We start from the raw sequence: 25,624 nt of genomic DNA, 5'->3' as shown, positions 1-25,624 counted from the left end.
GGCCACCTCGCGGTGGCGGTGGTGAAGCCAGGCTACCACTTACCACACTGTCCGAATTTCCGGAGCCCCCTCTATCTCCAATAGCCTCGCTAGCCTTCTCATCAAAGCGAATGTCTTCCCCGTACCTGGCCCAGCCGCTACCCAGAGAGGCGAATCGTTCGTTTGTGCGATATGAAGCGCTTGGCCAGCTAACCCTTCATTCCAACTCATTCAAGTGGCTCCCCACAAATGTGGTTGCAGATTACATCAATCTCCAGCGAAGAGAAACCAACGGTTCAGTGAAAACTCGTTGTTGGAGCTTGCCCTCAATCTCGGCGATGAACTGCTCCCGCCGGCGGTCGATCTCGTCCTGGGCGTCGAAGAGGGCCCTGCGGTGCTTGCCTCGTTCAGTTTCCAGGGCTTTGATCTGTTTTTGACCGGCCAGTTTCTCTTCTAACGTGAGGGATGCGACCGCCGCCTTTCGGGCTTCTTTGATCTGTCGGTCCAGTTCCTTGATTTCCCGCTCTAACCCCAGTTTTAGGTCATCGGCCCAGGCATCGAGCTTCTCGGCTTCGGCCTCAAAGAAGTCCGCATTGCGCTGCGAAATCTGGCGCCTGATGGCGTTCTGCCGCTCTTCCGTTTGTTTCCGGATTATTGGATGTTCAGATAACGCGGTCGTGGAGTGATGGACGCGAGCCGGCAGAGTGAAGAGCCTGTGGATGATGTCTTCATCCAAGACCTCTCCGTGATCAGTCACTCCTGCACAGATCAGGTAGTCCTCGGCTTGGTCCAGCGCTTCGACAGTAAATCGTGAGATGCTCAGGACGCCGGATTTGCCGATCAGCGGTTGGATGAGGCTCACCTTACCGTCATGCTTACTGTACTCAAATGAGAGTTCTGTCGGGTCCAGCACACGGTTCTTAGCCTGGGCGAGGACCTGCTCTGCCAAGGGATGAGCAAGCCGATACAGATGGGCTTCGCCAGACCGGCGAGGCAATTCATAGAGGCCAAGGGGAATGTCTCCCGAGAACGGACAGGATTTGAGCCGGAACGAGGAATCCGTGAGGAATTCGGCATGGTCGCCTAATTCATAGCGGGTGAGCTGCATCAAGATCCGCTCATAACGATTGAGATACAGCCGTGAACGTTCATCGCTCGCCCGCAGCTTCTCGCGCACTTCGTCGTCAAAGTGCTCGAAGAGAAGCTGCCGGGCGCGCGTCATGGCCTCGTCGATTTGAGCGCCGAGTTCGCTCTGGAGTTGGTCAAATGAGGCCTTGATTTCCTCCGGAGTCCGGCAGCGCTGATAGATGTCGGCGATCCGTTTTTCAAAGTCCATGCCGGACTCAATGGCCCCAAGCACTTCATCGCTGGTACCGAAGACACCTTCGAAGAGTTGAAACTTTTCGGAGAGCAGGCGGAAGACGTGTTGGTCGGCTTCATTGGTTTGATTCAGAAAGTTCACCACGACGACATCGTGCTTCTGCCCATAGCGATGGCAGCGGCCGATCCGTTGTTCGATGCGCTGAGGGTTCCAGGGAAGATCGTAGTTCACGACCAGCGAGCAGAATTGGAGGTTGATGCCCTCGGCTCCTGCTTCTGTAGCGATCATGATCTGGCCCTGGTCTTTGAAGTAGTCCACGATGGCCGAGCGCATATCGGCGGAGCGAGACCCTGTGACACGGTCGGTTCCCTGATGGCGCGAGAGCCATTCCAAATAGATCTGCTTCGATTTCTCGTCGTTGTTGGAGCCATTGAAGAGGACGATGTGGTCTTTCCAGGGACTGTCTGTGAGGACTCTGAGGAGATATTCCTGCGTTCGTCTCGACTCGGTAAAGATGATGGCTTTCTGTGCCGCACCGAGTTCTGCCGCTTTGGCGAAGGCTGTTCGCAACGCCGTGAGCAGGGCCTGCCCCTTCGCATTGTGGGTGATGGAGACGGCCAGTTTCCGAAATCCTTCAAGGTCGTCGATTTCCTGTTGGATGGCCTTGCGGTCGGCTTCGCTCAGCGGCTCAGGTGGAGCCTCGTCCTCTTCCCATTCTTCCGCAATTTCATCGAGCGCCTCAAAGTCTTCTTCGAGCGCTTCTTCGAGTGGTTTAGGACCTTCGGCCAGTCTGAGCCGGTCACGTAGGCGCCCGCTCATCGATTCCAAGGCCCCTGCAATCGCAAAGGACGATGAGGCCAGGAGCTTCCGCAGCACCAGGATCATGAGCGACCGTTGGCTGGCCGGTAACGCCTGAAGATTGTCTCGGCGGAGATAGTCCGAGACCAGATGGTAAAGGCGGTCTTCGCTCTCCGCCGGCGTAAACGGTTGCACAATGGGCAGCCGTTTCGTGTATCGCACATAGGGCAACACCTGGCGCCGCAGAGTTCGTTTACAGAGCGGTTGCAGGCGTGCTTTCAGAACGTCGAAGGTCGCGTTGTTCTGGAGGTTCGCAAACTGTTCCTTGAAACTCTTGAGGTCGCCGAAGATGCGGTCGTCTACTACGCTGACCAGCCCATAGAGTTCGAGAAGCGAGTTTTGCAGAGGTGTGGCGGTCAAAAGAAGCTTCGGCGCTTCTTTCAACGACTGTTTCAGCGTGTTGGCGATGACATTGGTCGGCTTGTAGACGTTTCGCAAGCGATGGGCTTCGTCAATGACAACGAGATCCCATCGCACGAGGCTGATCTCTCCGGCCTTTGATCGGGCGAATTGGTAGGAACAGATGACGACGTCGCTGCATTCGAACGGGCGGACATTCCCCTGCCGCACAGCGGCGTTGTAGGACTTCGTCTCCAGAATGCGGCACGGTAGGAAGAACTTCTCTTGGAGTTCCTGATGCCACTGCTTGCGGAGATTTGAGGGCGTTATGGCGAGCACGCGTCGCTTCCGCTCGGCCCATTTCTGAGAAAGAACAAGCCCCGCTTCGATTGTTTTTCCAAGGCCAACTTCATCCGCGAGGATGGCGCCTTTCGAGAGCGGTGATCGAAACGCGAACAGCGCAGCTTCAATCTGGTGCGGATTCAAGTCAACCTGGGCATCGACCAACGCCCCGGCCAGCTTCTCCATGCTGTCCGACGGACAACGCTTGGTAAGTTCATGGGCGAAGTACTTGGCGTGGTAGGGCGTGAGCGTGTGAGAATTCATTCCGTTCGTCGCGACATTTTCAATCCGAACCAACCCCACCTGGGGAAGCAAACCATTGCGGCAAGCCCCGCCGAAGGGCCTGTTAAATAAGCGAGATTATGCTCTAAAGTTTGATTGTTTCCGCGATCAAAGTAGTCCATCACCGAGATAGGCCCGCAAACGGAACGAAGAGGACAAGGGAATACCTTCGCGCAGGAACGAATCCTTCCATTGCTCGAAGCACCTGCTTCTAATTGGAACTGGGGAAGGGACCAGAAATCTCTTGCGGTGTGAGGAGGATTAGCATAGAGGTCCGGGCAGTAGTCGAGGAGCCCGCGAAATGTGCCGGATGAAGATATGATCTTTGCCGGATAAGCCGCCGTCCATGGGCGATGAGTCCCTGTATCGGTAGGAAATATTGGCTAGCCTCGTCATTTTCTAGACCGCAACCACAATTCGTTCTTGCCCGGGCTTTAGGGGAAAGGCCTTCAGCGCCTTCTGGTCTTCGGCCCACAGCCACGCCGTGATAGCTTCCTTGATATTGTCAAGAGCTTCCTTCTCATCCTTTCCCTGGGAGACACAGCCGGGAAGCGCTGGGCACTCTACGACAACCCAGCCATCTCCCGCTTGCTCCAACATCACATGGAAAATCATCGCGTATTACATCCCTCCTGTCATTTTGTTGATGGCCCCACTCTATTGCGAATATGGCTCCTCATGCGATCTAACAGGTTTCTGGCATTTTCTGTGTCATTCTTCAATGTCCCACATCATCCTAAGTGCATTACGAGCGCCATGTATTTTAAGACACTGTAACTTAATGATATTAGAGTCATGACATTGTCTTGACATGATATGATTCTTGCGTTATCTTTATCCGCAACAGAGGTGACCTATGCCAGCCCGTGCACTTCGGACTGAAAAATTGGATCTTCGGGTAAGTTCCGCAGCCAAGCGAACGCTGGAGGCTGCTGCCTCTGTCTCTAATCGTACAGTAAGCGCGTTTGTCCTTGAAAGCGCACTGGCTCGGGCAGATGAAGCCTTGGCAGATCGCCGAACGTTCCCTTTGAGCAAGGCCAAGTGGACTGAGTTCTTGGCTGCACTGGATGCTCCGACTCGCCCCCTCCCTCGGATGCAGCGTCTCCTCACAGAACCAGGCTTCTTTGATGCTACGCCGACACCAAACGCTCAAGAAAAGCGTTGACGAGGCGCATCGAAAAGCTTCAACCGCATCACGCCGTTGAAGCATTCGACTGTGGACAGGAAGCTCTCACTCGCTTTCTCCAGAAGTACGCCCTCCACAATCAACACAGCGGAGGGGCGCAGACCTATGTAGGGTTGGCCGATGAAACGGTGATCGGTTATTACGCTCTCGCTGTGGGCTCTGTAGAGCAAGAACATGCCCCAGAGCGAGTGAAGAAGGGGCTGGCCAAGCATTCCATTCCCCTTATGCTGCTCGCCAGGTTAGCCGTCGATCTCCGCTGGCAGAAACAAGGGGTCGGTGCTGCTCTGTTGAAGGACGCGATGCTCCGGACTCTCCAGGCTGCCGACATTGCAGGAATTCGTGCCTTGGTGGTCCATGCCAAAGATCAGGCGGCCAGAAAATTTTACGGGCGCTTCGATTTCCTTCCGTCGCCAACTGATCCCTTGCATCTCTTCATGCTCCTTAAAGATGTTCGAAAGATCCTCTCATAATTCCTACATCATCAACACCGTCCCTTCATAATGTCTCCAGCCAGAGCAAGTGTTATTACAGTGTTAGAAATTCCGACGAATGGGCCGGATTTCAGACAAAGAGCGACAAAGAGAAATGAGCAAAGGAAAGCGTGAAACGCCAGAAATGACAAGGGGATTGCCCATGTCATTGATGACTTGAGCAATCCCCTTTGTTCCGCTTGGGAAGCTAGCCCACATTATTCATGACCGCTTCTACTGCAACCGCCGATACGCCGCTACGACAAGCCAGCATGCGGCTTGGCGGCATGCTGGCGGACAGGCTCGTTGCTCGCTGCCTCAACGTACTGTTTCAAGTACGCCTTGTATCTTGGAATTGTGGTACATGAGACATACGGAATGTGACAGATCGATACGCCTCCGGTCCGAAGAGACCGCGGCCGAGCCGGGTCGTCACATTCCCTATTCCATAAGCCCGCACAGTTGCCTGGGCCACCGAGCCCGCATCAAGACAAGGACGGGCTTCACCAAGGAGGAGGCGATGCAGACATCGTCGGTGTGTGTCGGAATTGATATCTCGAAAGCGCAGCTGGACGTCGCCATGCGGCCGGCTGGCACGCCGCTGAGCGTCCCGTATGATGCCCAGGGAATCAGCACGGTGATCGCACGGCTGAGCCAGGTATCGCCGATACGGATTGTCGTGGAAGCCACCGGGGGCTTGGAACGGCCGTTGCTGCGGGCGCTGGTGGACGCCGCCTTGCCCGTGATCGCGGTCAATCCGCGCCAGGTCCGGGACTTTGCCAAAGCGACGGGCCGGTTGGCGAAGACCGATACGCTGGACGCGCAGGTGTTGGCCCGCTTCGCAGAGGTCATCCAACCGGAAGTGCGGGCGCTCCCCGATCCGCAGACCGCGGAACTGGCGGCCCTGTTGGCGCGACGCCGCCAAGTGCTGGCGATGCAGCGGGCCGAGCAGAACCGGTTGGACCGAGCTCCAGCCCGCGTGCGGAAGCGGATTGAAGCCCATCTGCGCTGGTTGCGCACCGAACTGGCCCGGCTCGACGAGGACCTCGATGACATGATTGAAGAGAGCCCCATCTGGCGTGCACGCGAAGATTTGTTGCAGAGCGTGCCCGGCATCGGACCGGTAATGAGTCGCACGGTCTTGGCCGAGCTGCCGGAGTTGGGCTTGCTGAATCGCAAGCAAATTGCGGCCTTGGTGGGCGTCGCGCCCTTCAATCGGGACAGTGGGCGGCTGCGCGGCCGACGCACCATCTGGGGTGGGCGGGCCCCCGTCCGCACCGCGCTGTACATGGCGACCTTGGTGGCGACGCGCTGGAACCCCGTCATCCGGCAGTTCTACCAGCGACTGCGTACCGCCGGCAAAGCATCCAAGGTCGCGCTGGTCGCCGCGATGCGCAAGCTGCTGACCATTCTCAATGCGATGGTACATCATGGGACTCCATGGCAACCGGCCGCTGCACGGAGAGCTTGACATTCAAGACAGTTGCTTGGTCCTTCGCGGCTGCGCTTGCCCGTCTCGCCTGGCGTCTTGGCGGTTTCGTCACGAACCGTCATGAATAATGTGGGCTAGGACCCTACCACTGAGCTACGCCAGCTCGCACGAGTGTGTGGATGCGCGATCCTGTGACGCGCTTGCCGGTCAAGTCAAGGTAACGGCCGGGAACCTATCTCGCCGGAGACGACCAACGCTTCCATCACGGTTCCGGCATGGATGGGGAAGGCGACTTGCCATTGCCGCGCATTCGTCAGGCCGCCCTCCTCGCGATGGCAATAGAGGTACGAGGCGTTTTGCTGCCCGTTCCATATGGCATGCCACTGGAAGACGCAGGCAAAGCCATTGGCTTCCATTCGCTGCTTGGCATCGATGAGCGGGGTGCCGACCGGCACCACGCTCAGCACCCTCTGCTGGACGGCAGGCTCCGATTCCAACCCGGAAGGAATATCCCAGTCGGGCTTGGAGCAGGCGACGAGGAACAACAGGAAGACGAGCGATCGTAGGAAACGCTTCACGCCGGTGAGGAGGTGAATTCGATCAAGGCAAATTTCCGCTTGCCGACGCGGAGCCGATATTGCCGGCCCGACTGGAGCGCGAGCATCCCGTTGATGTCCGTCAGTTTCCGTTCATCCAATTCGACGCCGCTCTGCGCCAGCAGCCGCCGCGCCTCGCCCTTGGAGGAGACTAAGCCGGTCTTCGCGATGAGGTCCGTGAAGCTGATCGCAGGAGCAGCCGGGTCTTTGACGTCCGCGAGTGTCAGGGTCAGGCGCACGTCCGGCTCGTCGGGGAATTCCCGCTCGCGGAACTTCAGTTGAAACGATTCACGGGCCTGCCTCCCCGCCTCGGCTCCATGGTAGCGGGCCACGATCTGCTCGCCGAGGGCGAGTTTCGCCTCCATCGGATGGCGGGCGCGGATTTGTGCCAGGTCTTCCGTCGTCAGGAGTTCGTAATAGCGCCACATCAGCGGGTCGCTGATCGACATGAGCTTGCCGAACATGTCGGCCGGCGTATCTTCCAACGCGATGTAATTGCCGAGGCTCTTGCTCATTTTCTTGACCCCGTCGGTCCCTTCCAAGAGCGGCATGGTCAGGACGATCTGGGGCTCCTGCCCGTAGTCGCGCTGCAACTCCCGCCCGACCAGCAGGTTGAACTTTTGGTCCGTCCCGCCGAGTTCCACGTCGGCTTTCAGCGCCACCGAGTCGTAACCCTGAACGAGCGGATAGAGAAACTCGTGGACGCTGATCGGCTTCTGCTCCTGATAGCGTTTGTGAAAATCGTCCCGTTCCAGCATGCGGGCCACCCGGTAATGGGCGGCCAGTTGTATGAGCCCCTCCGCCGTCATCCGCCCCATCCATTCGCTGTTGAAGACGATGGAGGTCTTCGCGGGATCGAGGATCTTGAAGATCTGCCGCTGATAGGTCCCCGCGTTCTCCAGGACCTGCTCTTTGGTCAGGGCCTTGCGGGTCTCGGAGACGCCGGTGGGGTCGCCGATCAGTCCGGTGAAGTCGCCGATCAAGAACAGGACCTGATGGCCGAGGTCCTGAAAATGTTTCAACTTGTGGATCAGCACCGTATGGCCGAGATGGAGGTCCGGCGCCGTGGGGTCGAAGCCGGCTTTCACGCGTAAGGGGCGACGCTCCTTGAGCGAGCGGGCCACCTTGGCTTCGAGTTCCGTCCGCTGGATCACTTCCACGGAGCCCCGGAGGATCAACTCCAATTGGCGCGAGAGTTCGTTCATCAGGTTTGCCCGTTCTTGGGATCGGTGCCCTTGTGCGAGCCAGAGGACGCCGGAGGAGCCGTGGTCACTACCGTCAACAACGGTTCGAGCTTCCTCCATCGTTTTTCGCCGATTCCCTTCACTTCCCGCAATTCTTCCACGGTCTTGTATCGGCCATGTGACTGTTTATAGTCCAGGATACGTTTGGCCAATCCCGGTCCAATGCCCGGGAGCCGTTCAAGCTCGGCCTGCGTCGCCCGATTGAGGTCGAGCCGCTGTGCAAGCGCCTCCCCCCTCACCGTTGGCGAGGGAGCGTTCGCGCCGGCGGAACGGCCTGCTTGCGGTTGCGCGGCCGTCCGAGCGGTTAGCGCATTCGCTGGCGGCGCCGTTGGATCCGTTTGGACGGCGACAGTGTTTGCGGGTGGAGCGGGCTCTGCCGGGAGAGTCACGATGATCGGATCCGGCGAACGAGGTGCCAGCTCCGACAAGGTAAACGGAGTCGGCATGTGGATCGACAGCCAACTGATCGCCCACGTCGCACCCGCGAACAGAAACGCCTTGATCAGCAGCGAGCGGCCAAGCGTGATGGACCGACCGGGCGAAGAGGATGGCGGATTGATCTCCATCGAAGGTCACGCCTTTTTGCGGGCCAAGTGAATCGCCAACCCATCGACATCCTCGGCCGCCTCCATGAGGCCTTCGGCCAAGGTCGGATGCGCGTGGATCATGCGGGCCAGTTGCGCGACGGAAGCTCCGACCTCCATCGCCAATGCGGCCTCATGGATCAAATCGGCGGCATGGGCTCCCATGATATGGGCGCCCAGGATCCTGCCGCTCTCCGCCTCACTGATGATTTTGTAGAACCCGGCCGTGTCGCCGACCGCCTGGGCCTTGCCCAAGCCCGCGTAGCGGAACCGTCCAACCTTGAGCGTTTTGTCCGGGTCTTGTCCCAAACTCTGCGCCCGCTCGCGGGCCTGTTGTTCCGTCAACCCGACCCGCCCGATTTCCGGCAAGGTAAAAATGCCGGCTGGAATCACATTGTAATTGATCTCATGGATCTGCCCCAGCGCGTTCTCGACGGCCACCTTGCCCTGTGCCGACGCGACATGGGCCAACATGGCCTTGCCGGTCACGTCTCCGATGGCATAGATCCCGGGCACGCTGGTTTCGAGCCGCTCATTGACGAGGATCTCGCCGCGCCGCCCAAGCGCAACCCCGGCCTGCTCCAGTCCGATCCCCTTCGAATTGAATCCCCGCCCCACCGAGACTAGCAATTTCTCTGCGGAGAGGGGTGTGCCGTCAGCAAGGATGGCGGTCAGGACGGAGTCGTCACTCTGGAATTCGGTGATCTGCGTGCCCGTGTGAATGGTCACGCCCCGCTTGCGAAGCTCGCGGTCCATCGCGGTGGAGATTTCTTCGTCTTCCAACGGGAGGATGCGGGACAGCAGCTCCACCATTATCACCTGGGTGCCGAGCCCGCTGAAGAGAGAGGCGAACTCGCAGCCTTCCACGCCGGCCCCGACGATCAAGAGACTCGACGGTCGCTCGGTCAGCTCCAAGGCCTCGCGGCTCGTGAGGATCCGCTTGCCGTCGATCGGAAACAATGGAAGGTTGGGCCAGGAGGAGCCGGTGGCAAGGAGGATCGCATCCGCAGAGATCTGTTGTTCCCCCCCCGTGTTCAAGGCTACGTGAACGGTGCGCGCGTCGAGCAATCGCGCGGTCCCCTCCAGATAGTTGATGTTCCAATGTTTGAAGAGGGTGGCGATGCCCTTGACGAGTCCGGTGACGACCTTATTTTTCCGGGCCACCATGCGCGCGAGATCATAGGTCGCGGGACCACCGAAGGAAAGTCCCAGGTCGGCGGCCTTCTTGGCCTTGTCTCCCAGGTCCACGACAGAGAGAAGGGCCTTGCTGGGGATGCAGCCCCAGTTGAGACAGACGCCCCCCAGCGCCTCGCGGTCCACGACCGTGACCGTTGCGCCAAGCTGCGCGGCGCGGATGGCCGCCACATAGCCGCCGGGACCTGCGCCGATGATAACAATGTGAAGGTTCGACGACATGGAGGGTCTAGCTCAAGTTAAGGCTTAGGTTTAGACTGAGGGGAGCAGCGACTCCTCAACCTCAACCTCGGCCTTAACCTTTCTTTTGAGAGGCCAGGAAGGTGTCGTACTGGGCGGCGGTCATCAAGGTCTCGACCTCGGCCGGTTGGCTCAAGTCGATCACGACCATCCAGCCCTTGCCATAGGGGTCGCTGTTGACGACTTCGGGATGGTCCTTCAATTCCGGATTCACGCTCGTGACCGTGCCGCTGACGGGCGTGTAGATGGTGGAGGTCGTTTTAGTGGATTCCACCTCGCCGATCTGCTGGCCGGCCTTCACCTGCAGGCCGACCTTGGGCAGGTCGATGAACACGATGTCGCCCAATGCGTCCTGCGCAAAATGGCTGATGCCCAAGGTGGCCTGCTTGCCGGCGACACGGATCCATTCATGTTCTTCATGGTAGCGGAGGTCTGGTGGATTCATGCGTCCGTCCTTCCGGTTCTCACCGATTCCCTGTCTGCGTCCGTGATCGCGCGTCGCGCGCACGTGAACGCGGGATCGTAGTGCAGCCCTCCCCGTTTGTCAAGAAATCACCGGCCTCGTGGCGGCTGCGGAACGAACAGCACATTCAAGCCTCTCGTGCGGGCGAATTCCACGACGGAGGTGTGCAGTTCGCGAACGACGCTCGCGCGGTCCGGCGCCGCGACCGGGACGATGATCCAGATCCGTTCGGGCGAGCCGATCACATTGACCAACCGGCTGAGGTATTCGAGCCGCCAGCCTTCATCGGGATCGGCGGAAGCCAACAGAGTCCGTGACGAGGGGAAGGGAAGCGCCACCGGCAGGCCGCGGGTCGTCGTTTCCAACAGATCCTCGCCGTGGTCGATCAAGGCGTCGAGCGGCTTGGTCACCGCCGTATCGTGAAGCGCCACGACGACCTGGAGGCCGCTCTGATAGCGGCGGAGCGACGCACGGAGGGCCAACAGCATGGCCAGACGCTCACGCGCCTGCCACCCAGCCCATCGCCAGAAGATGGCCGCCTGGTCTGGGGGAGTCGCGGGAGCCGGCTGCGGGGCGGAGGGCGAGCCAGAACCGGATGGCGGGAGACTGCGGCCGACGATCAAGATGGTTTTCGGATCGAGATTGGCCGGCAGTTGGGAGCCGAACTGATCGAGCCCGCGGCCGCTGACATGGTAGCGGGGGCCGGTGCGTTCCCCCACGCGGAGAAAGAGTCCGTCGATTTGCAGCCGGGCCAGGTCGGTCAACAGTCCCGTCAAATACTCCTGGATGGCCGGGTGCAACGGATCGAAGGCCGTGCTGGGCACGAGCTGGCGCGTGTGGTCGTCATAGACATACGTCGTCCAGCCCAGTGTCGGATCGAGCCAGGGAATCGTGGTGATGTCCATCGAGGCGAAGACCGTGAGGCCGAGATCACGGGCCAGCGGCAGCATTTCTCCAAACAGGTCCCGCTTGAGAGACGCCCAGGTCGTGCGGAAATAGACTCCGTGCGTGGATTGAGCGCCGGGCCGCTCGTGGTTGTTTCCGGGAACGTCGCCCGGCCCCAGGGGGCCGACGTCGAAGACCAGCGTGGTTACGCCTTCGGCAATGAAGGTGGTGAGCCACTGTGCGCGTAGAGCCGGCTCCGGCAGCGCGGACGGGTCCACCCACACCGCGATCGATCCGGCCGTGCCCGGCGCCGCCCGCCCAAGCCGTCTGGTGAGCAGGCTCAGCCGATCGCGCACCTGGGTGTTCATGGCCGGCGAGAGGCCCGGCGGGCGCGTGGCCTCCGCCGCCACCAGCCGGTATTGAGTCAACGCCGCATGCCATTCCCCGAGTTCTTCATAGGAGCGGCCGAGCAGCCAGCGCGCTTCGGGAATCGCCGGCGAATGGGTGTGCAGCTCAAGGAAGTGACGGAGCAGCCGGACTGCCACCCCGTATCGTCCCGCGTCGAAATGAGAACGGGCTTCGGCCAGCGCGCGCACTTCGGCTTCGGTCTGGGCTGTTCGCGAGACCGGGGAAGGAACCGGGGCGGTCGCTGGCGTCGGCCGTTGAGCCGGACAGCCGGTCATGAACAGGGTCAGCAACAGGAGACAGGGTGCAACCAAGGGAAAGAACCTTCTCGGCGGACGCCGCCTCCGATGATGGTGCGGCTTGAGAGGGGCCGCTCCGCTCGTACGGAGCGGCCCTCCCTGCCGATCTCTGCTGGGCGTGGTGCGGTGCGTGGGCGAAACTCTATCGGGTGACGAGGTCCATGCCGGGGAAGAAATAGCCGATTTCGAACTGTGCCGTGTCGGGGCCGTCGGAACCATGGACGGCATTATACTCGATGTTGGTTCCATAGAGGGCCCGCAAGGTCCCCTTGTCGGCCTTGGCGGGATCGGTCGCGCCCATCAAATCGCGATGCTTCTTGATGGCATTCTCCCCGGAAAGGACCAGGACGACGACCGGGCCGGAGGACATGAAGGTGGTCAAGCTGTCGAAGAAGGGCCGGGCCTTGTGGACCGCGTAGAACCCCTGCGCCGCGGATTTCGACAGGTGCATCATCCGGATCGCGACCGGCTGCAGGCCGACCTTCTCATAATGGCTGATGATGTCCCCGATCACGTGCTTCTTCACGGCGTCGGGTTTGATGATCGCAAGCGTAAGTTCGCTCATAGTCTGTGCGTCTCCTCTGTCGTCAGACGAGATAAGGTTGTGGCTGCGGACCTGTGAATGGCCGCGTGGACGCCATCGATCAAGCTGGCTTGATCGTCAACGGGTCGATGACCTCCAGGAATGGGAAGCGGTGAAAGTCGGTGTCGCGCGTATAGATGCGGCGTATGCCGTGTTCCTTCATCAAGATGGCCGTATGGGCGTCGTGAACCACGTTCCCATTAAGATGCGGAACATCCCGGAGGACCTCTTCGACGATGGCGGCGTGACGGTCGGTTTCCACTAAGAGACTCAGCGCCGCCGAGCCGAGCAGGGCGTCGACAAAGGTCCAAGCCTTGCTCGCGGTCCATGGCATTCGCAGGACGCGGGGATGTGTTGCGATTCGGAGGAACTCATACAGCACACCCCAGGTGGTGTACCATGCGGACCGCTGAGAACGCCACTCCTCGAGGAGCTGCCGGCAACGTGCATGCCCAGGGGCATCCTCGTCCGCGGCATACACCAGCACATTGGTATCGACAACGAACACTACCGCCCTTCCATGGCTTGATACAGCGCTTCACGGTCGGCGATATCCACCAGGTATCCGCCGCTCTTGAAGGACGGTAATGGAGGAAGGGGCCGCCGGGGTTTCTGAGTCTGAAAGAGCAGGCGTAATGCCATCTCGACCAACTCGGACATCGTACGGCGCTGTTTGGCCGCCTCGCGCTTGAGTTGAGCCATAATGGTATCGTCGATGTTCAAGGTCGTCTTCATAGTATGGAAAACCATATCAAACTGATGGGAGTAAGGCAAGAGAGTTGCTGTGTGCGTTTATTGCGGTGTGGGTCGACGGCCAGAGTCCGGCCAACCATCTACTCACATTTTCGGCAAGACAGTAAACCCCTCTCGCCGGGCCGCTTCTCTCAGCCGTTGATCGAGGCAAATGAACTCGCGCTGCAGCGGATCGCCCTGACTCCACACCAATGCCGCTGCCAGTTGCAGCGCGTCTGCGGCTCGCAAGGGATGAAGACGTAAGACACGGCTCGCCTGTTCGCGCACCACATTCGCCGGCTCCACTTCTGTCCAGGTCCTTTGAATCGTCCGCAAGATCAAGCCCGCTTGCTCTTCCTCGACCTCACTAAGCGTCGCCTCCCGCCGAAGACGGGCAAACGCCGAAAGGCACTCCACCGGTGATCCCCACCAGGCGACAAGCGCCTCATCCTCCTGGGCAAGCCGTTTGAGCGCGGACGAGTGCCGCTCATGCAGGCAGAGCGGAATCAGAGCGGAGGCATCCCAGAACTTCACCGTCCCTCGGCGCGGTCAGCCACCAGAGCCGCAAGGGCTCGTCCTCTCTTGTCCCGCGGTCTGGCCATTTTCCAAAAGTTCGGAGGCAACTTCCCTGTTCCCGCTCGCACAAGGCCCGCACGCGATAACTCCCGCAACTGCATAGCGGTCGCCTCTCCACTTGCGTCTTTCGGAATCGGCACCAACTTAGCAACCGGCTTGCCGCGCTCCATCACCAACAGCTCTTCGCCGGCTTTTACTTTCGCCAGGCACGCACTGAATGTTGCTTTAATCGTGGACACAGCCGCACGCTTCATGAAGAGATCTCCAAGATCATTGAATAATGACCAGTATAGTCCGATACAAGAGGTCCTGCAACCCGAGAACGGAGAGGCACGAGGTCTACCTCTCCAGGCCATGCTATCCGGAGACATACAACACAGGGTGCAGCGGCTGGAACAAGTTTTCGGTGCAGATCAGTTTGTCCTTGCCAGAAGCGTTTTTTGCCCGCGCTGGCCATCAAGAGCGGAAGCGAGTAGATCACGACGGACTGCGACTACCACCGCTTTCCCGGTCTTCGCGTCGGCCATCCGCGGCGTAAGACATAAGCGCTCAGGCAGGGTTGGCAGGATGATTCTGCCGTCATGGCTGGTTCAGGGTGCGATCCCTTGCCACATATCCTAGAGAGTTCGTCCGCAGTTTCGAAAATGCGTCACAGGTCCCCATTCCTACCGCAACTGAGACCCTTCGTAAGTGTGATGAGGTGGTCGATCCGCGTTTTTACGCCATTGATGACGTCTGCATCCCTGTTCAGCCGTCGATCATCAGGAACGGAGGCGCGAGCAACATGAAACAGTCGCCGTGCGGTTCGCACGTCTTCTGCCCGCTGTGGACAATCTTTTTGAACGGCATGGATCAGAACGACCAACCCGTAGACGTCAGCGCGCTGCCAGAGATAAAGGTAGTGAGGCGATGTAACCTCTTGGGATGTAACCTCTTGGTCTGATTGAGACTGTTCTTGCTTCGAAAAAGATTCATAGATCCTCCGGGCCTGCGCCCGAGCATAGTTTAAGGCGGTCCTGGGAGCCAAAAGCTGTCGAACACTGTGCCGGAGCTTCGCAAATGCCTCACAAACCGCTTTGGCATTCCTTGAATCGATGCTCACGACTGTGTTGTGGTCGTTCACATCTCCACAAGGTGCATCCTGGAAACGGACGTGTTCGTCAATGAGCAGGGGGTCGCCGAGAAGCGGGCTGTCATCGTTCTGTTGACATTCGAAGTGACCAAAATGAGCGAGGAAGGCTTTGATGGCCTGCCTGACTTCCATAGGGAGAGACAATCTGTCGAGTCTGTGAGTCACGCCGCACCACGCAACTGTTATATCCGTTTTGTGACGTTCTCTTGTCTGCTCCGCGAGCAGGGCTAGAGTCGAGAACGCATTGCCGCCATGGCCATCAGGAAAGGTACGATTGAGCCAGGCATCCACCTCCTCGCCAGTCACAAACTCGGCGCGGCCTTCAACTGGAAACGGAGATAGGGCAACATACTTGGCATATTGCAGCATGAAATAGTCTTCAGCTCTTGCGAAACGCTCTTGGGTGGCAATCTTCCAGTCCGTCTTCTCTCCCACTTGCGGAGAAGCAACGGGAAGCCATTCGATCCGCTTCTTTCTGTCTTCGGCCTTTTCTCTGGCTTGAAACAAGTGTTTCAGGCCCCCATGAAAGTCGCGGTTCACGTGAATGGCGTAATAGCCCAGCAGGAACGAGAGGTTGGTATCGTCTGGAAAGGCGGTGGCGCCTCGATAGAGGTAATGAAAGCCTTCCATCGTTTTCTCCTGCAGCATCGAGAGCCTGGCAAGGAGGTAGTCATACCAAGGCGATTCCTGCCAAGGAGGCTTCCCCAGCTTCTCCGGATCATTTGCGATAGTTGATAGCTGTGCTGCGAATTTGGCTGCCCAATTATCCAACTCTTGCTTCTTGTTCTTCAACTCGGCGAGGTCGGCATTTTGCTTGAAGTCGGCATTTTGTTTGAATAGTAACGAAAGATAATCATTGCGATCCTGGTTAGGCAGGACGTTGCCGTCAAGAGCCGCTTCCAGCGGTGTAAGAGTTGGGTTAATGCTGCCTAAGCGATGTTTTGTAATCCGCTCAGGTTCGCAACTAGGAGCGGCTTGAGGGTTTGTGAATACCGACCGCACACAGTCATCATAGGCGATGTCGCGTTTCAATTGCGCGAATGAGTTATCAGTCTGTGCAAAAAGATCCAATGCCCTGGTCTCATACTTGTACAGTTCCCATAGGCGTTCTTTAATCTGAGCCAGTTGAGCGGATCGATTCTCGGCCGTGGTCCGCGAAAAATCTTCGCCGGTCTTGGTGAGGACGTCGAGCAGGACGCCGATCTTGTTGGCGACCACATGTGGCGTCTCAAGGCTGGCTGGCCAGCAATAGCTCCGTTGCGGATTGATAATGCTGTCGCAGCTTGCCTCAAATCGTTTATCCGCCAATTCTTCGTACCTGTGTTTGATGGTGTCCGACAGTTCCGCCACCACGGCCCGTCCTGCCAGGATCAAGGTATCGATCTCGTCCTTGGTGGGAAGCAAGCTGATATTATTGAGGTCGCTGAGGACCTTTCGCTCCATCTCGGTGAAGTCGAAGGCCTGTGCGACCTTGCGAATCGACTCGGGCGTCGACTTCGTCTTGTTCTGAATCGCCAAACCCTCCTTGACGATTCTGGTCACGACTCGGTTGTTCTTGACGAGATCGCGCATGTTCAATTCGACGAGGCCGAAGCCGAAGTTGTCCAGCAGATGTTCGGCGATCACGCGGGAAAGGTCGGTGCGGTCTCTCATGAGGACGTCAAAACTGTTGTCGAGATGGCCGCCCAACCTCGGTAACGAGGATGTGGAGCTGACTCCCGCATTGACGACGAGCAGGAATGCCTTTTGAGATTTCGGGTTCGCCCGCTGGATCGTAGTGATCTCCGTTGTCTGAGCTTGGGATACCGTCGATCGAGATGAGCGAACGATCTCGTCTGGGTTCAAGGGCAGCCCGCGTCCCGTTGCTAGCATCCGCTCGTCAGGTGGAAAGGTTATCCCGTTTTTCCGTTCCACAATGGTTCGGAGCAGTCCGGTCACGCCTAAATTGTCGCTGACGCCGCCGTCCACCAATAGAGGTGATCGGACTTGATCGCCCAGAATGAGCGGACAGTTGGTGGGAATGCGTGCCCCCTCGATCGTCTTGAAATGCGATTTCAACCGCATCGGGGAGAAGACGCCTGGTAGACTGCTTGAGGCGGCTACGGCTGCCGCCAGGTCGAGGTCTCGGAAGGCTTCGACGTCGCCCAGGCAGGCGAACGTCTCCTTGTCGAACGTGAAGATTCTGCCGTTGGCGATATCGGTGGCATGAATCAACAGGTGAGCGCGTCCGATGGCATTCCGCTTCGTATTGGCCGCGTGGCCGAACAAGGACTCTGTCAGCGTCTCGGGACGGTGGGTCTGCTTTTCGAGCTCGCCGAACGTATAGTCCTCCAGGAACAGATCGTTATACACCTGCGTCAACTGTTCGCTCTCGAACAAGCCGTCATAGAGCCACATCGTGGCAAACGGAGCCACCTCTATCTCAGGGATCGGGATGATTGGGAGCTTAAAGGTCTGAAAGACCGTGTCGAACAATGAGGCGAGGAGCATCACCGGAGGACGCCAAATGGGTGTCTTCTTCTTGCCGGAGAAGAGTTCACTCGCCAATCGCGCGTCCTTGAGCAACTGGCCGAATTCGGTCACGCGTTCCGGATGGGTTTTATAGTAGGCGGCGGTGATGGCTCCGCCGGACACCCCGGACAGGAAATGGGTGTTATCCAAGAAAGAGGCGCCTCCGTGTCGACCGCAGGGGTTCGAACGGTCGTCATCCGAGTAGTCCGTCTCTTCGAGGTAATAGAGAGAGAATTGCGTTGAAGGGGTGTCGTGGTCATTGTGGTTGTCTGCTTCTGTGGAATCTTGCGGAGATCTAAGCAAGCACAGTTTTCGCAATTCCAGCATGACCCCGTGCGAAAAGGCCGCGGCACGGATCCCTCCGCCCGACAGCGCGATGCCGATCCATGGGGCTGCGTGAGGATTCTCTTGCACGTGTGGATGACCTGGATAGGCAGGCATCGGGCTGAACAGGGCGCATGGGAGGACAAGCCAACAAAGGATGGAGAGTTTCTTCCACATGGGGGTATCCCCTCTTATCTTTCTGTTCAGGTCTTGATGAGCATTGATAACGAATATATTCCGTCGCCCCCTATGAGGTGCCTTTGGCTGGCACCTTAGCCTTGACCTGATCGAGGAGTGTAAGGACGTTTTCGAGTGTGTCCTGCGCATCCTTGATCAGAGCCGCCACGTCCGGCGCACTGCCTTTGAGATTACTGACTAGCTTCTCTGCGCTTTCCTTAGTCTGTTTGGCGCCGGGACGAACCTCTTCTGTGTTCATTGCCTGTTCGGCCTTGTGTTGAGCGCTCTCGGCCTTGTCTTTGGCTTCTTCAAGGCGATTAATACCGTTCAACTCTGATTTAAGCCTTTCCGCTGTTTGTTGCCATTCTTTCGCTTTCTCGCCCGACTCTCTGAGCTTCTTCTCTCGTGTTTCTTTTTCTTTCTGTGTGGATTCGCCCGCAAGCTTGCCTGCATCATCTTCAATTTTCTTCTTGAGCTCCCGAGCATCATTTTCAAGTTTTTCGGCGTGTTTCTTGAGCCGTTGGGCTCCTTCTGTGGTGGTTTTGACCAATTCCTCAGCTTCCTTGAGGTTCTGCCTCGCTTCCTCCGCAAGCCTCTTGTCTTCTTCCTCTTCCGTCAATCCATGAATGAGGTTTCTCGCCGCGCAGCCGGTTGCAAAGTGCTGCTCAATCTGGGCCGGCCCGAACCAGTTCACGGCCAAATGAAAGACAGCCAACACGGAGAAGGCGTCGACCTTTGTTGTCTGCCGGGGTTGCGCCTTGCCATCACCCGAGCCCCCTGTATCGGCGGTTCCCGTCTGGTTGTGAGGCTTGGCGTCATTCTTGGTTTCTGAACAGCCGAGATCGGATGATTTGGCTGTGAGCTTGGCCTGACCATCGGACGGCGGGTTAAACTCGACCACCGGGACCAATGCCAACTCTGCTCTTTTGTAACCAAATGTGATGGCTGGGGGCGTCTCGCCGGTCGGTGGAGTGGCTTCAAGGCCCACCGTGGTGCCGGTAGAAAAGTAAATGGAAGGGTTGCAACCAGCCGTCATCAGCAGTGGACCCAGCATGAGTAACCATCGATGTGCGCGCTGGCATGAGAGCCGCATGGCATCATTCCTTTCTGCAATCAATATCGGCTAGAGACACCGTTTCTCTTTGCGCTTGTCGATTGTTCGTTCGAGAACGTTGTCTCGAAAATAGTGTCGTGTCTCGACTCTATCGGCGGCCTTATTTGCCGCCATCCCGGTCGCGAAGAATGACCGAATTTGCAACCCGTCCGGCACGTTGCGACTGGTCGGCGAGAGCCCCTGGAAGAAGTCCCACAGGGAGGGATTTGCCATCACGCAAAACTCGGCGAGGACTGAGTAGGTATCGGTGTTATGAGTGCCGTCTGGTTTTATGGTGTCGTCCGTTGCATTCCGGTGTTCGGCTGGGATGATGGCGGTTTCCTCGCGTTTGTAGCCGATTACGACCTTGGGAGGCTCTTTGGCCACCTGCGAGACCTCCAGCCCGAACTTCGTGGCGGTGGTGACGACGAGATAGTCCTTGCAGCCGTATGATCCGCAGACGGACGCGATCAAGCCGAGGACTGGTACTATCCGGAGACACGTGAAGGCAGTCATCGGAAAACCTCCTCTAAGCACCGATCAATTGAGGCGTTCTGCTTCTCATCGCAGACAAGAAATTGCAGCGCGAGCGGGTGGGTTCCGCAAAATTCCAAGAGATAGACCGCATCGGGATGTGGCCAAAAACCGGTGGTTCGTGACGCACCGACGGTGAGATTCGACCCTTCCTTGTCGAAGCTGGCTGAGAGTTGGAGGCCAATGACCAGTTTCGCCACGAATTCGGCCTCAACTTCACGTTCGATCGAGAGATAGAAGGGGCTGATTCTCCAGTCTCCGATTGGGATCGCTGCCGGGGAATGCCATGAAAACGGATGTCTTGGTTGCGCGGTGGCATCTGGGCTCTGCAGGGCCATCGGAAGACTCAGGAGCTTGCTAAAGTAGCCGATGGTGATCCCCCACCGTTTTCCACCTTCAACCAACAGCGGCAGCCAGACTTGTTCCGCAAGAAAGGCTTGGCTCTCAGGCGGGCCCGCGACACGGAAGACCGTTGGTCCCCACAGGTGATCCGCTGATTCAGCATGCCATGCACATCCTGTATGCATGGCCAGGGTCCAAGCCAATAGGCTCGTGCTTGACAGGAAGTTCCAAGATGGATTCCGCCTGAAGCCCTTCAAGATCATCCTCGCCTTCACTCTCTGGCACGGATCCTTGCCGTCCGCGAGCGAAAGAGTCACGGATAGGATGTCTTTCCGAGAAGAGGGTTGATCCCATTCAACATAACTTCGTAAGCTTCACGCCCACATCGCCCACGGATCTTTGGCAGAGACTCGAAGCAAGCTGTATGCCTCAGGAGTGTGGGGATGGTAAAATGTACGTATTATTTTGAGAATGCGCTGTAGAAGCGTAGTTGCGAGTTCCGGCGGGCAGTCGGCAAGGCGATGGGCGGGCAGCAAATACGTGTAATTTCGCCGAGGGTGAATCCAAACTGATTCAATGCTGAATCATTTCCGATTCTATGGACAGCGGCCACGAAACTCGGCTTCGGGTTGCCCTGCGTCTCCTTTGAGGGTCCGTGCGATACAAACACACCTGGTCATTACTGTGTCTGTGGTCACTCCCCTGACAAGCCTGATGTTATGTTGTTGGCCCGATCCTTGCTCCGCCGAAACCAGGGTTGCCGTGCCGGAACGGTCCTCGCTGCTGGCCGATGAGATTCGCCAGGAGATCGATTTTCTTAAAGAGGAGACGGTCGTGACCCCGATGTGGAAGGAACAGCCGATTTCCGAAGCGCCGTCCAACGTCTACGTCATCACGGCGGAAGACATTCGCCAGTCCGGGGCGACAGACATTCCTACCCTGCTCCGGCGCGTACCCGGCATGTCGGTCATGGAGTTAAGCGGCGGAGAATTCGCCGTCAGCGCAAGGGGCAACAATCAACTGTTTGCCAACAAGATCCTCTTGCTCATCGATGGACGCTCCGCCTACATCGATGCACAGGGCGTCATCCCCTGGAAAACGCTGCCGGTCTCGCTGGTCGAAATCAAACAGATCGAGGTGGTGAAGGGACCGGCGGCGGCCGTCTACGGATTCAACGCCTTCGACGGAGTGGTGAACATCATTACCAAATCGCCGGAGGAGATGAGGGGCGCGACGATCCAAGCTGGAGCCGGCGAATTCGCCACGATCCGAAGCGCAGCCGTCTACGCCAACCGCCACGAGCAGATCGGGTATCGTCTCTCCCTTGGCCACGATCAGAACAGCCAATGGCGCGATCGAAACGCCTTGGCCCTGCGCACATCCCGATTCAACGGGCTGATTAATTATCATCCGAACCAGGACGCCATGATCAGGATCGAGGGCGGGGTCGTCGATACCAACCGGATGGACTTGGCCTCAGGAGACTTCCTGCGGGTGGACAGTCCGAATACGATCAGCTATGCCCGCGTGAGTTACGAACGGCCGGACTTCTTCATTCGGGCGTTTTGGAATCAACAAGATTTGACGATCAATAACGGCTCCTATCCGGTCCTTGCGCCGATCTTCACCGTGTCCGATCGGTTCGGGCGTACGACGGGCATTCCGTTTCTGACCAACTCCTATGATGTTGTCTCCCAATACACTGCGTGGATTTTCACCACGCACCGCCTGAGCCTCGGCGCCAATTACCGCTACAACACCCTGTCGGGCACTGAGGTGTTCCAGTACGGACAAGAACATCGCTTCGGCCTCTATGTGCAGGACGAGTGGCGCCCCCATGAGAAGTTCTGGGTGGTGGGCGGCGTGCGGATGGACCTGCAATCGGGGATTAATCCAACGTACAGCCCTCGGGTGGCGTTGTTCTATGCGCCAGCCAAAGACCATACCTTCAGATTGTCCGGCTCGGTCGCTTATCGCCCACCGACCCTTGTCGAGGCGAACCATGAGGTCTTGACGACGACGACGCTGTTCGGATTCTCGTCCACAGATGTCCTGCGCGGCACGTCGCAGGCCGATCCTGAGCAGATCACGTCTTACGAAGCCGAGTACCAGGGCTGGTACTTTCACCATCGGCTGAGGGCCCGCGCCGCCATCTTTCATAATCATATTTCCAAGCTCATCACGGCGGTCGATAGCGGTCCCGGGATGGCAGAATGGCGGAACCAGCCGGGGGTGGCCGATATCCGAGGAGCGGAAGTCGGCCTCGAAATCTTGGTCGCCTCTTGGCTGCGCGGGTTCGCCACCTATGCTTATCAGGACATCAACCAGTCGTTCACGGATATCATCCGGCGAGGAGGGCCGCGCCATGCCGCCAATGCGGGCGTGACGGCCGATTGGGAGAACGGTGTCAATCTCAGCGCGGTGGTGCACTATGTCAGCTCGGCCACTTATCCCGTCCGGGCCGAGCTTTCCACCCTCGCGAACTTTGGGATCATCCCGGCTTCTGCGGTTCCGGCGGAACAACTTCCGTCCTATACCCTGGTGAATCTCTGGGCCGGATATCGATTTTGGCATCGGAAGGCGGAAATGGCGGTCTCCGTCTACAATGCGTTGAACGATCAGCATCGGGAACATCCGCTGGGGGATGTCATAAGCAGCCGGGTGATGGGTTGGCTGACGTTGCGGCTGTGAGAGGCCTAGCTAGGCCCTCAATTACGTCGGTGATAGGATAACGTCGCCATGAGGTCTCTGATGGCATTAGTAAGCGCCTGGGGGTTGGCCTCGTTGTGCTTTGCGACAAGCGGGTACGCGTACGCCGGGGACATTGTTATCCTGAAGTCGTCGGAGCAACTGTTCTATACCCAGGCGGTCGAGGGGTTTCAATCCTCGGTTCCGCGGCAGACTTCGCTGAAAGAAGTCGTGGTCGATTCAGCCGACGTCGATCCACGCGCACTCGGGCGGCGGGTTCGCGCGTCGAATCCTGATCTGGTCTTTGCGGTCGGGTTGAAGGCCGCCTTACTGGCCAAGGTTGAGCTTCCCGACTCCCCGGTGGTGTTCTGCCTGGTGCTCAATCCTGAAGTGCATGGCCTTCCGGCTGACAATATGGTCGGCATCGTCACGAGACTCTCTCCGGAAGCCCAATTAACCGCGATTCGAAAGCTCGTCCCTGCCGCCAGCCGGATCGGGCTGCTCTACGGCGATCCACGCATTGATTCCTTCGTCACGGATGCGCAAAAACAGGCGGCGCGCATGGGGCTCGACCTCGCCGTCGCGCAGGTTGCCGGTCCCCGCGACGTGCCGGATCGGGCGCGTGGGCTGATCGCGTCCATCGATCTGCTGTGGTTGATTCAAGACCCGACGGTGATCAGCGAGGAATCGCTGGCGTTCCTGCTTCAAACGTCGATGGATGCCGCGATTCCCGTGTTCGGATTTTCCTCGGCTACCGCGCAACAGGGGGCCTTGGGCGCCCTATTCGTCGATCCGCGCCGGATCGGCGAGCAAGCCGGCCGCCTGGCACGGGATCTGCTCAAAAGCCAACGGAATCGTTCGCGATTATTGGTGCCTCCAGATCGTCCCGAACTGGCGGTGAACCTCAATACGGCAGAGTATCTTGAGTCGCCGGTCGATCAGGCGGTCGTCCGGACGGCCTCGGTCTTGTTCGGCGGGCCTGGTGCGACGGCCCAGCATCGCAACCGGTAGCATCCTGGTTTTCATCCACGGTCAAGTATGGAAACCATTCATCCCACGGTTCAGGCCAGGGATGGCCTCTCCTCCGCTCGCCTCTCACGCTTCCGGTCATGGACCTTTAAACTGATCGTCCTGGCGGGAGCCGTGCTGGTGCTGGCGTGCGCGGCCGTCGGATGGTTTTTCTCGGACCGGTTGGCGCAGATGACCACGCAGGGGCTATTGCGAAACGGGACGTTGTTGGCCGAGACCATCGCGGGGTCCGGTCGGTACAGCGTCATTGCGAGGGATCTGCCGCGATTGGAACAGTTGGTCGAAGGGGCCTTGATCGATCCCGATGTGGCTTATGTCCTCATCGCGGAAATGGATGGAGAGCCGTTGGTCGTCCGCGGAAAGGCCGTCTGGACGCTCGGGACGAATCAGGAGCCGTGGTCCGTACCATTGCCTCGCGTGTCCGCAGAACGACGCAATCTGCTTGAGTCCAGCCGTAGCGAAGGCCCGTCGGTCTCCGCCTTCTTTCTTCGTGAAGGACAGCTCTTGCCGGCTCCGAACCCCGGCTTCTGGGACGTCCTGTTCCGCGGTGATGCGCTGCATTACGACGTGCTCTTCCCGATCAGGCGCGATCCGGGCCGGTCTCCGCCGGATTTGACGTTCGGGCTGGCCCAAGATGAACAAGTGATCCTCGGTGGTCCACGGTCGCGGAGTGTCGATCATCCGTTGGGATTAATCCAGATCGGCCTATCGGCAAAAAATCCTCAACGGCTGCTTCGCGGATTGCTGTCGGAGCTTGCCTGGCTCACGCTCCTGATCATGGGCGGCGGGATTGCGGCGGTTGCCTTCCTGTCGCACCGGCTGACTCAACCGCTCGTGGCATTGCGTGACGCCGCTCGGCAAATCTCACGCGGGGATTATTCCGCCTCGCTCGCAACGCCCTCCGCCGATGAAGTCGGGGATCTTTCGGAGAGTTTCAATGTAATGGCCCGTTCGCTGCAGGAACGCGACGGCGCCTTGCGGGAGCTGTTGCAGACGTTGGAGGAGCGGATTGAAGCCCGCACCCGTGAACTCCGGCAAGCCAACGAGCGGTTGCAGCAACTGGATCAACTTAAAACCTCCTTATTGTCGAACGTGTCGCATGAGCTGCGGACCCCACTAACCTCGATGAAGGTCCACCTCGAAAATCTGCTTGACGGGGTGGACGGAACCTTGGACCAGAAACAACGCTTGTCGCTTGAGAGGGTACAGGGGAATCTGGAGCGACTGCGCCGCATGATTGACGATCTCCTGGACTTGTCACGCCTCCAGGCCGGCCGGTGGGCGTTGTCTCTCACTGCCGTGCATCCTCTGGATCTGGTGGCCGACGCCATGGCGACGCTCCGGCATTTTGCCGTCGAGAAGAGGGTGGATGTCAGGTTGGATGTGCCGCTGTCCATGCCGGAGGTGTCGGTCGATCGCGACAAGCTGGTTCGCGTCCTCACGAACCTGGTACACAACGCCCTCAAATTCACGGAGCCCGGAGGACACATCATCGTCCGCATACTGGAAGACCATGGCGAGTGCGTGGTCTTTTCGGTGGAGGACACGGGCTGCGGCATCGCCGTCCAGGACTTGGACTCGATCTTTCTCCCCTTCTATCGCACCCCATCCTCGGCCACGCAGGTCCGGGGATCCGGGTTGGGTTTGTCCATCACCAAACATCTGGTTGAACTGCATCATGGACACATTGCGGTCGAAAGCGCCGTCGGTCGTGGCAGTCGCTTTACGGTGACCATTCCTCGCCATTCAGATAAGGGGGTCGGGATCTGACGAAGGACATCGGT

General features: G+C 58.6%; 24 protein-coding genes. 6 read left to right on the top strand and 18 right to left on the bottom strand.

The genetic code is table 11. The features are described 5' to 3' along the window. Window positions 1-39 precede the first annotated feature (39 nt). The 3 genes from QWI75_RS22870 to QWI75_RS13150 all read right to left on the bottom strand — a co-directional run bounded on the left by QWI75_RS22870 (window position 40) and on the right by QWI75_RS13150 (window position 3,736). Window positions 40-210, bottom strand: a complete 171-nt coding sequence (locus QWI75_RS22870) for a UvrD-helicase domain-containing protein (RefSeq protein WP_370693578.1) — start codon at window positions 208-210, stop codon at window positions 40-42. Window positions 211-241: 31 nt separating this feature from the next. Continuing rightward, entirely contained in the window at window positions 242-3,103 is a 2,862-nt protein-coding gene (locus QWI75_RS13155) for an SNF2-related protein (protein WP_289269035.1), read from the bottom strand. Between the two features lie 417 nt (window positions 3,104-3,520). Then, entirely contained in the window at window positions 3,521-3,736 is a 216-nt protein-coding gene (locus QWI75_RS13150; RefSeq protein ID WP_289269034.1) for a type II toxin-antitoxin system HicB family antitoxin, read from the bottom strand. A 241-nt stretch (window positions 3,737-3,977) separates the two neighbouring features. On the opposite strand from QWI75_RS13150, the gene QWI75_RS22865 reads away from it, so the two are divergent. From QWI75_RS22865 to QWI75_RS13140, 3 genes are all read left to right on the top strand, one after another. Continuing rightward, entirely contained in the window at window positions 3,978-4,286 is a 309-nt protein-coding gene (locus QWI75_RS22865; RefSeq protein WP_370693577.1) for a type II toxin-antitoxin system TacA family antitoxin, read from the top strand. Then, window positions 4,283-4,777 carry a GNAT family N-acetyltransferase gene (locus QWI75_RS13145; protein WP_289269033.1) on the top strand — a complete coding sequence of 165 codons (495 nt, stop codon included), beginning with the start codon at window positions 4,283-4,285 and terminating at the stop codon, window positions 4,775-4,777. The genes QWI75_RS22865 and QWI75_RS13145 overlap by 4 nt, the downstream gene beginning before the upstream one ends. Window positions 4,778-5,297: 520 nt before the next feature. Beyond that, entirely contained in the window at window positions 5,298-6,248 is a 951-nt protein-coding gene (locus tag QWI75_RS13140) for an IS110 family RNA-guided transposase (RefSeq protein WP_289266904.1), read from the top strand. Between the two features lie 173 nt (window positions 6,249-6,421). Here the strand turns inward: QWI75_RS13140 and QWI75_RS13135 are convergent, their stop codons facing one another. The 15 genes from QWI75_RS13135 to QWI75_RS13065 all read right to left on the bottom strand — a co-directional run bounded on the left by QWI75_RS13135 (window position 6,422) and on the right by QWI75_RS13065 (window position 20,386). Further along, window positions 6,422-6,787: a hypothetical protein gene (locus QWI75_RS13135; protein WP_289269032.1), complete on the bottom strand. Its 366-nt coding sequence runs from the start codon at window positions 6,785-6,787 to the stop codon at window positions 6,422-6,424. Further along, entirely contained in the window at window positions 6,784-8,010 is a 1,227-nt protein-coding gene (tyrS, locus tag QWI75_RS13130; RefSeq protein WP_289269031.1) for a tyrosine--tRNA ligase, read from the bottom strand. The genes QWI75_RS13135 and tyrS overlap by 4 nt, the downstream gene beginning before the upstream one ends. After that, entirely contained in the window at window positions 8,010-8,615 is a 606-nt protein-coding gene (locus QWI75_RS13125) for a ComEA family DNA-binding protein (protein ID WP_289269030.1), read from the bottom strand. Before QWI75_RS13125 ends, tyrS begins: the two co-directional genes overlap by 1 nt. A gap of 6 nt (window positions 8,616-8,621) precedes the next feature. Next, window positions 8,622-10,049: a dihydrolipoyl dehydrogenase gene (gene lpdA / locus QWI75_RS13120; RefSeq protein WP_289269029.1), complete on the bottom strand. Its 1,428-nt coding sequence runs from the start codon at window positions 10,047-10,049 to the stop codon at window positions 8,622-8,624. 73 nt (window positions 10,050-10,122) lie between these two features. After that, entirely contained in the window at window positions 10,123-10,512 is a 390-nt protein-coding gene (gene gcvH / locus QWI75_RS13115; RefSeq protein ID WP_289269028.1) for a glycine cleavage system protein GcvH, read from the bottom strand. A gap of 107 nt (window positions 10,513-10,619) precedes the next feature. After that, the gene (locus QWI75_RS13110) at window positions 10,620-12,134 is read right to left on the bottom strand and encodes a tetratricopeptide repeat protein (RefSeq protein WP_289269027.1); all 1,515 of its coding nucleotides are present in this window, start codon (window positions 12,132-12,134) and stop codon (window positions 10,620-10,622) included. A gap of 127 nt (window positions 12,135-12,261) precedes the next feature. Beyond that, window positions 12,262-12,684, bottom strand: coding sequence for a nucleoside-diphosphate kinase (ndk, locus tag QWI75_RS13105; RefSeq protein WP_289269026.1), 423 nt, complete (start codon window positions 12,682-12,684; stop codon window positions 12,262-12,264). A 79-nt stretch (window positions 12,685-12,763) separates the two neighbouring features. Continuing rightward, window positions 12,764-13,210: a type II toxin-antitoxin system VapC family toxin gene (locus tag QWI75_RS13100; RefSeq protein WP_289269025.1), complete on the bottom strand. Its 447-nt coding sequence runs from the start codon at window positions 13,208-13,210 to the stop codon at window positions 12,764-12,766. Continuing rightward, window positions 13,210-13,437, bottom strand: coding sequence for a ribbon-helix-helix protein, CopG family (locus QWI75_RS13095; RefSeq protein ID WP_289269024.1), 228 nt, complete (start codon window positions 13,435-13,437; stop codon window positions 13,210-13,212). Before QWI75_RS13095 ends, QWI75_RS13100 begins: the two co-directional genes overlap by 1 nt. 102 nt (window positions 13,438-13,539) lie before the next feature. Then, window positions 13,540-13,968 carry a PIN domain-containing protein gene (locus QWI75_RS13090; RefSeq protein WP_289269023.1) on the bottom strand — a complete coding sequence of 143 codons (429 nt, stop codon included), beginning with the start codon at window positions 13,966-13,968 and terminating at the stop codon, window positions 13,540-13,542. Next, complete coding sequence (locus tag QWI75_RS13085) at window positions 13,965-14,264, bottom strand: type II toxin-antitoxin system Phd/YefM family antitoxin (RefSeq protein ID WP_289269022.1); 300 nt, start codon at window positions 14,262-14,264, stop codon at window positions 13,965-13,967. The genes QWI75_RS13090 and QWI75_RS13085 overlap by 4 nt, the downstream gene beginning before the upstream one ends. Window positions 14,265-14,659: 395 nt before the next feature. Continuing rightward, the gene (locus QWI75_RS13080; protein WP_289269021.1) at window positions 14,660-18,154 is read right to left on the bottom strand and encodes a patatin-like phospholipase family protein; all 3,495 of its coding nucleotides are present in this window, start codon (window positions 18,152-18,154) and stop codon (window positions 14,660-14,662) included. A 70-nt stretch (window positions 18,155-18,224) separates the two neighbouring features. Beyond that, window positions 18,225-19,208 carry a hypothetical protein gene (locus tag QWI75_RS13075; RefSeq protein ID WP_289269020.1) on the bottom strand — a complete coding sequence of 328 codons (984 nt, stop codon included), beginning with the start codon at window positions 19,206-19,208 and terminating at the stop codon, window positions 18,225-18,227. A 69-nt stretch (window positions 19,209-19,277) separates the two neighbouring features. Beyond that, window positions 19,278-19,763: a hypothetical protein gene (locus QWI75_RS13070; protein WP_289269019.1), complete on the bottom strand. Its 486-nt coding sequence runs from the start codon at window positions 19,761-19,763 to the stop codon at window positions 19,278-19,280. Next, on the bottom strand, window positions 19,760-20,386 hold the full coding sequence (locus QWI75_RS13065) for a hypothetical protein (protein ID WP_289269018.1): 627 nt from the start codon (window positions 20,384-20,386) through the stop codon (window positions 19,760-19,762). The genes QWI75_RS13070 and QWI75_RS13065 overlap by 4 nt, the downstream gene beginning before the upstream one ends. 499 nt (window positions 20,387-20,885) lie before the next feature. Between QWI75_RS13065 and QWI75_RS13060 the strand changes: the two genes are divergently transcribed. From QWI75_RS13060 to QWI75_RS13050, 3 genes are read left to right on the top strand one after another with little or no spacing between them, the layout of a single operon-like run. Further along, window positions 20,886-22,814: a TonB-dependent receptor plug domain-containing protein gene (locus tag QWI75_RS13060; RefSeq protein WP_289269017.1), complete on the top strand. Its 1,929-nt coding sequence runs from the start codon at window positions 20,886-20,888 to the stop codon at window positions 22,812-22,814. 60 nt (window positions 22,815-22,874) lie between these two features. After that, the gene (locus QWI75_RS13055) at window positions 22,875-23,822 is read left to right on the top strand and encodes an ABC transporter substrate-binding protein (protein ID WP_289269016.1); all 948 of its coding nucleotides are present in this window, start codon (window positions 22,875-22,877) and stop codon (window positions 23,820-23,822) included. Between the two features lie 27 nt (window positions 23,823-23,849). Next, window positions 23,850-25,610 (top strand): sensor histidine kinase, encoded by a 1,761-nt coding sequence (locus QWI75_RS13050; RefSeq protein WP_289269015.1) that lies wholly within the window; start codon window positions 23,850-23,852, stop codon window positions 25,608-25,610. Window positions 25,611-25,624: the final 14 nt, after the last annotated feature.

Source organism: Nitrospira tepida, assembly GCF_947241125.1.
In the GTDB taxonomy this organism is placed as follows: domain Bacteria; phylum Nitrospirota; class Nitrospiria; order Nitrospirales; family Nitrospiraceae; genus Nitrospira_G; species Nitrospira_G tepida.
Note: the sequence above shows the minus strand (reverse complement) of the source record. Positions and strands in the feature narration are given on the sequence as shown.

What these genes read in the sequence shown, in the direction of transcription:
- QWI75_RS22870 (WP_370693578.1), bottom strand. Translation starts at nt 210, where the DNA reads ATGAGTTGGAATGAAGGGTTAGCTGGCCAAGCGCTTCATATCGCACAA.
- QWI75_RS13155 (WP_289269035.1), bottom strand. Translation starts at nt 3,103, where the DNA reads ATGAATTCTCACACGCTCACGCCCTACCACGCCAAGTACTTCGCCCAT.
- QWI75_RS13150 (WP_289269034.1), bottom strand. Translation starts at nt 3,736, where the DNA reads ATGATTTTCCATGTGATGTTGGAGCAAGCGGGAGATGGCTGGGTTGTC.
- QWI75_RS22865 (WP_370693577.1), top strand. Translation starts at nt 3,978, where the DNA reads ATGCCAGCCCGTGCACTTCGGACTGAAAAATTGGATCTTCGGGTAAGT.
- QWI75_RS13140 (WP_289266904.1), top strand. Translation starts at nt 5,298, where the DNA reads ATGCAGACATCGTCGGTGTGTGTCGGAATTGATATCTCGAAAGCGCAG.
- tyrS (WP_289269031.1), bottom strand. Translation starts at nt 8,010, where the DNA reads ATGAACGAACTCTCGCGCCAATTGGAGTTGATCCTCCGGGGCTCCGTG.
- QWI75_RS13125 (WP_289269030.1), bottom strand. Translation starts at nt 8,615, where the DNA reads ATGGAGATCAATCCGCCATCCTCTTCGCCCGGTCGGTCCATCACGCTT.
- lpdA (WP_289269029.1), bottom strand. Translation starts at nt 10,049, where the DNA reads ATGTCGTCGAACCTTCACATTGTTATCATCGGCGCAGGTCCCGGCGGC.
- gcvH (WP_289269028.1), bottom strand. Translation starts at nt 10,512, where the DNA reads ATGAATCCACCAGACCTCCGCTACCATGAAGAACATGAATGGATCCGT.
- ndk (WP_289269026.1), bottom strand. Translation starts at nt 12,684, where the DNA reads ATGAGCGAACTTACGCTTGCGATCATCAAACCCGACGCCGTGAAGAAG.
- QWI75_RS13095 (WP_289269024.1), bottom strand. Translation starts at nt 13,437, where the DNA reads ATGAAGACGACCTTGAACATCGACGATACCATTATGGCTCAACTCAAG.
- QWI75_RS13085 (WP_289269022.1), bottom strand. Translation starts at nt 14,264, where the DNA reads ATGAAGCGTGCGGCTGTGTCCACGATTAAAGCAACATTCAGTGCGTGC.
- QWI75_RS13080 (WP_289269021.1), bottom strand. Translation starts at nt 18,154, where the DNA reads ATGTGGAAGAAACTCTCCATCCTTTGTTGGCTTGTCCTCCCATGCGCC.
- QWI75_RS13075 (WP_289269020.1), bottom strand. Translation starts at nt 19,208, where the DNA reads ATGCTGGGTCCACTGCTGATGACGGCTGGTTGCAACCCTTCCATTTAC.
- QWI75_RS13070 (WP_289269019.1), bottom strand. Translation starts at nt 19,763, where the DNA reads ATGACTGCCTTCACGTGTCTCCGGATAGTACCAGTCCTCGGCTTGATC.
- QWI75_RS13065 (WP_289269018.1), bottom strand. Translation starts at nt 20,386, where the DNA reads ATGATCTTGAAGGGCTTCAGGCGGAATCCATCTTGGAACTTCCTGTCA.
- QWI75_RS13055 (WP_289269016.1), top strand. Translation starts at nt 22,875, where the DNA reads ATGGCATTAGTAAGCGCCTGGGGGTTGGCCTCGTTGTGCTTTGCGACA.
- QWI75_RS13050 (WP_289269015.1), top strand. Translation starts at nt 23,850, where the DNA reads ATGGAAACCATTCATCCCACGGTTCAGGCCAGGGATGGCCTCTCCTCC.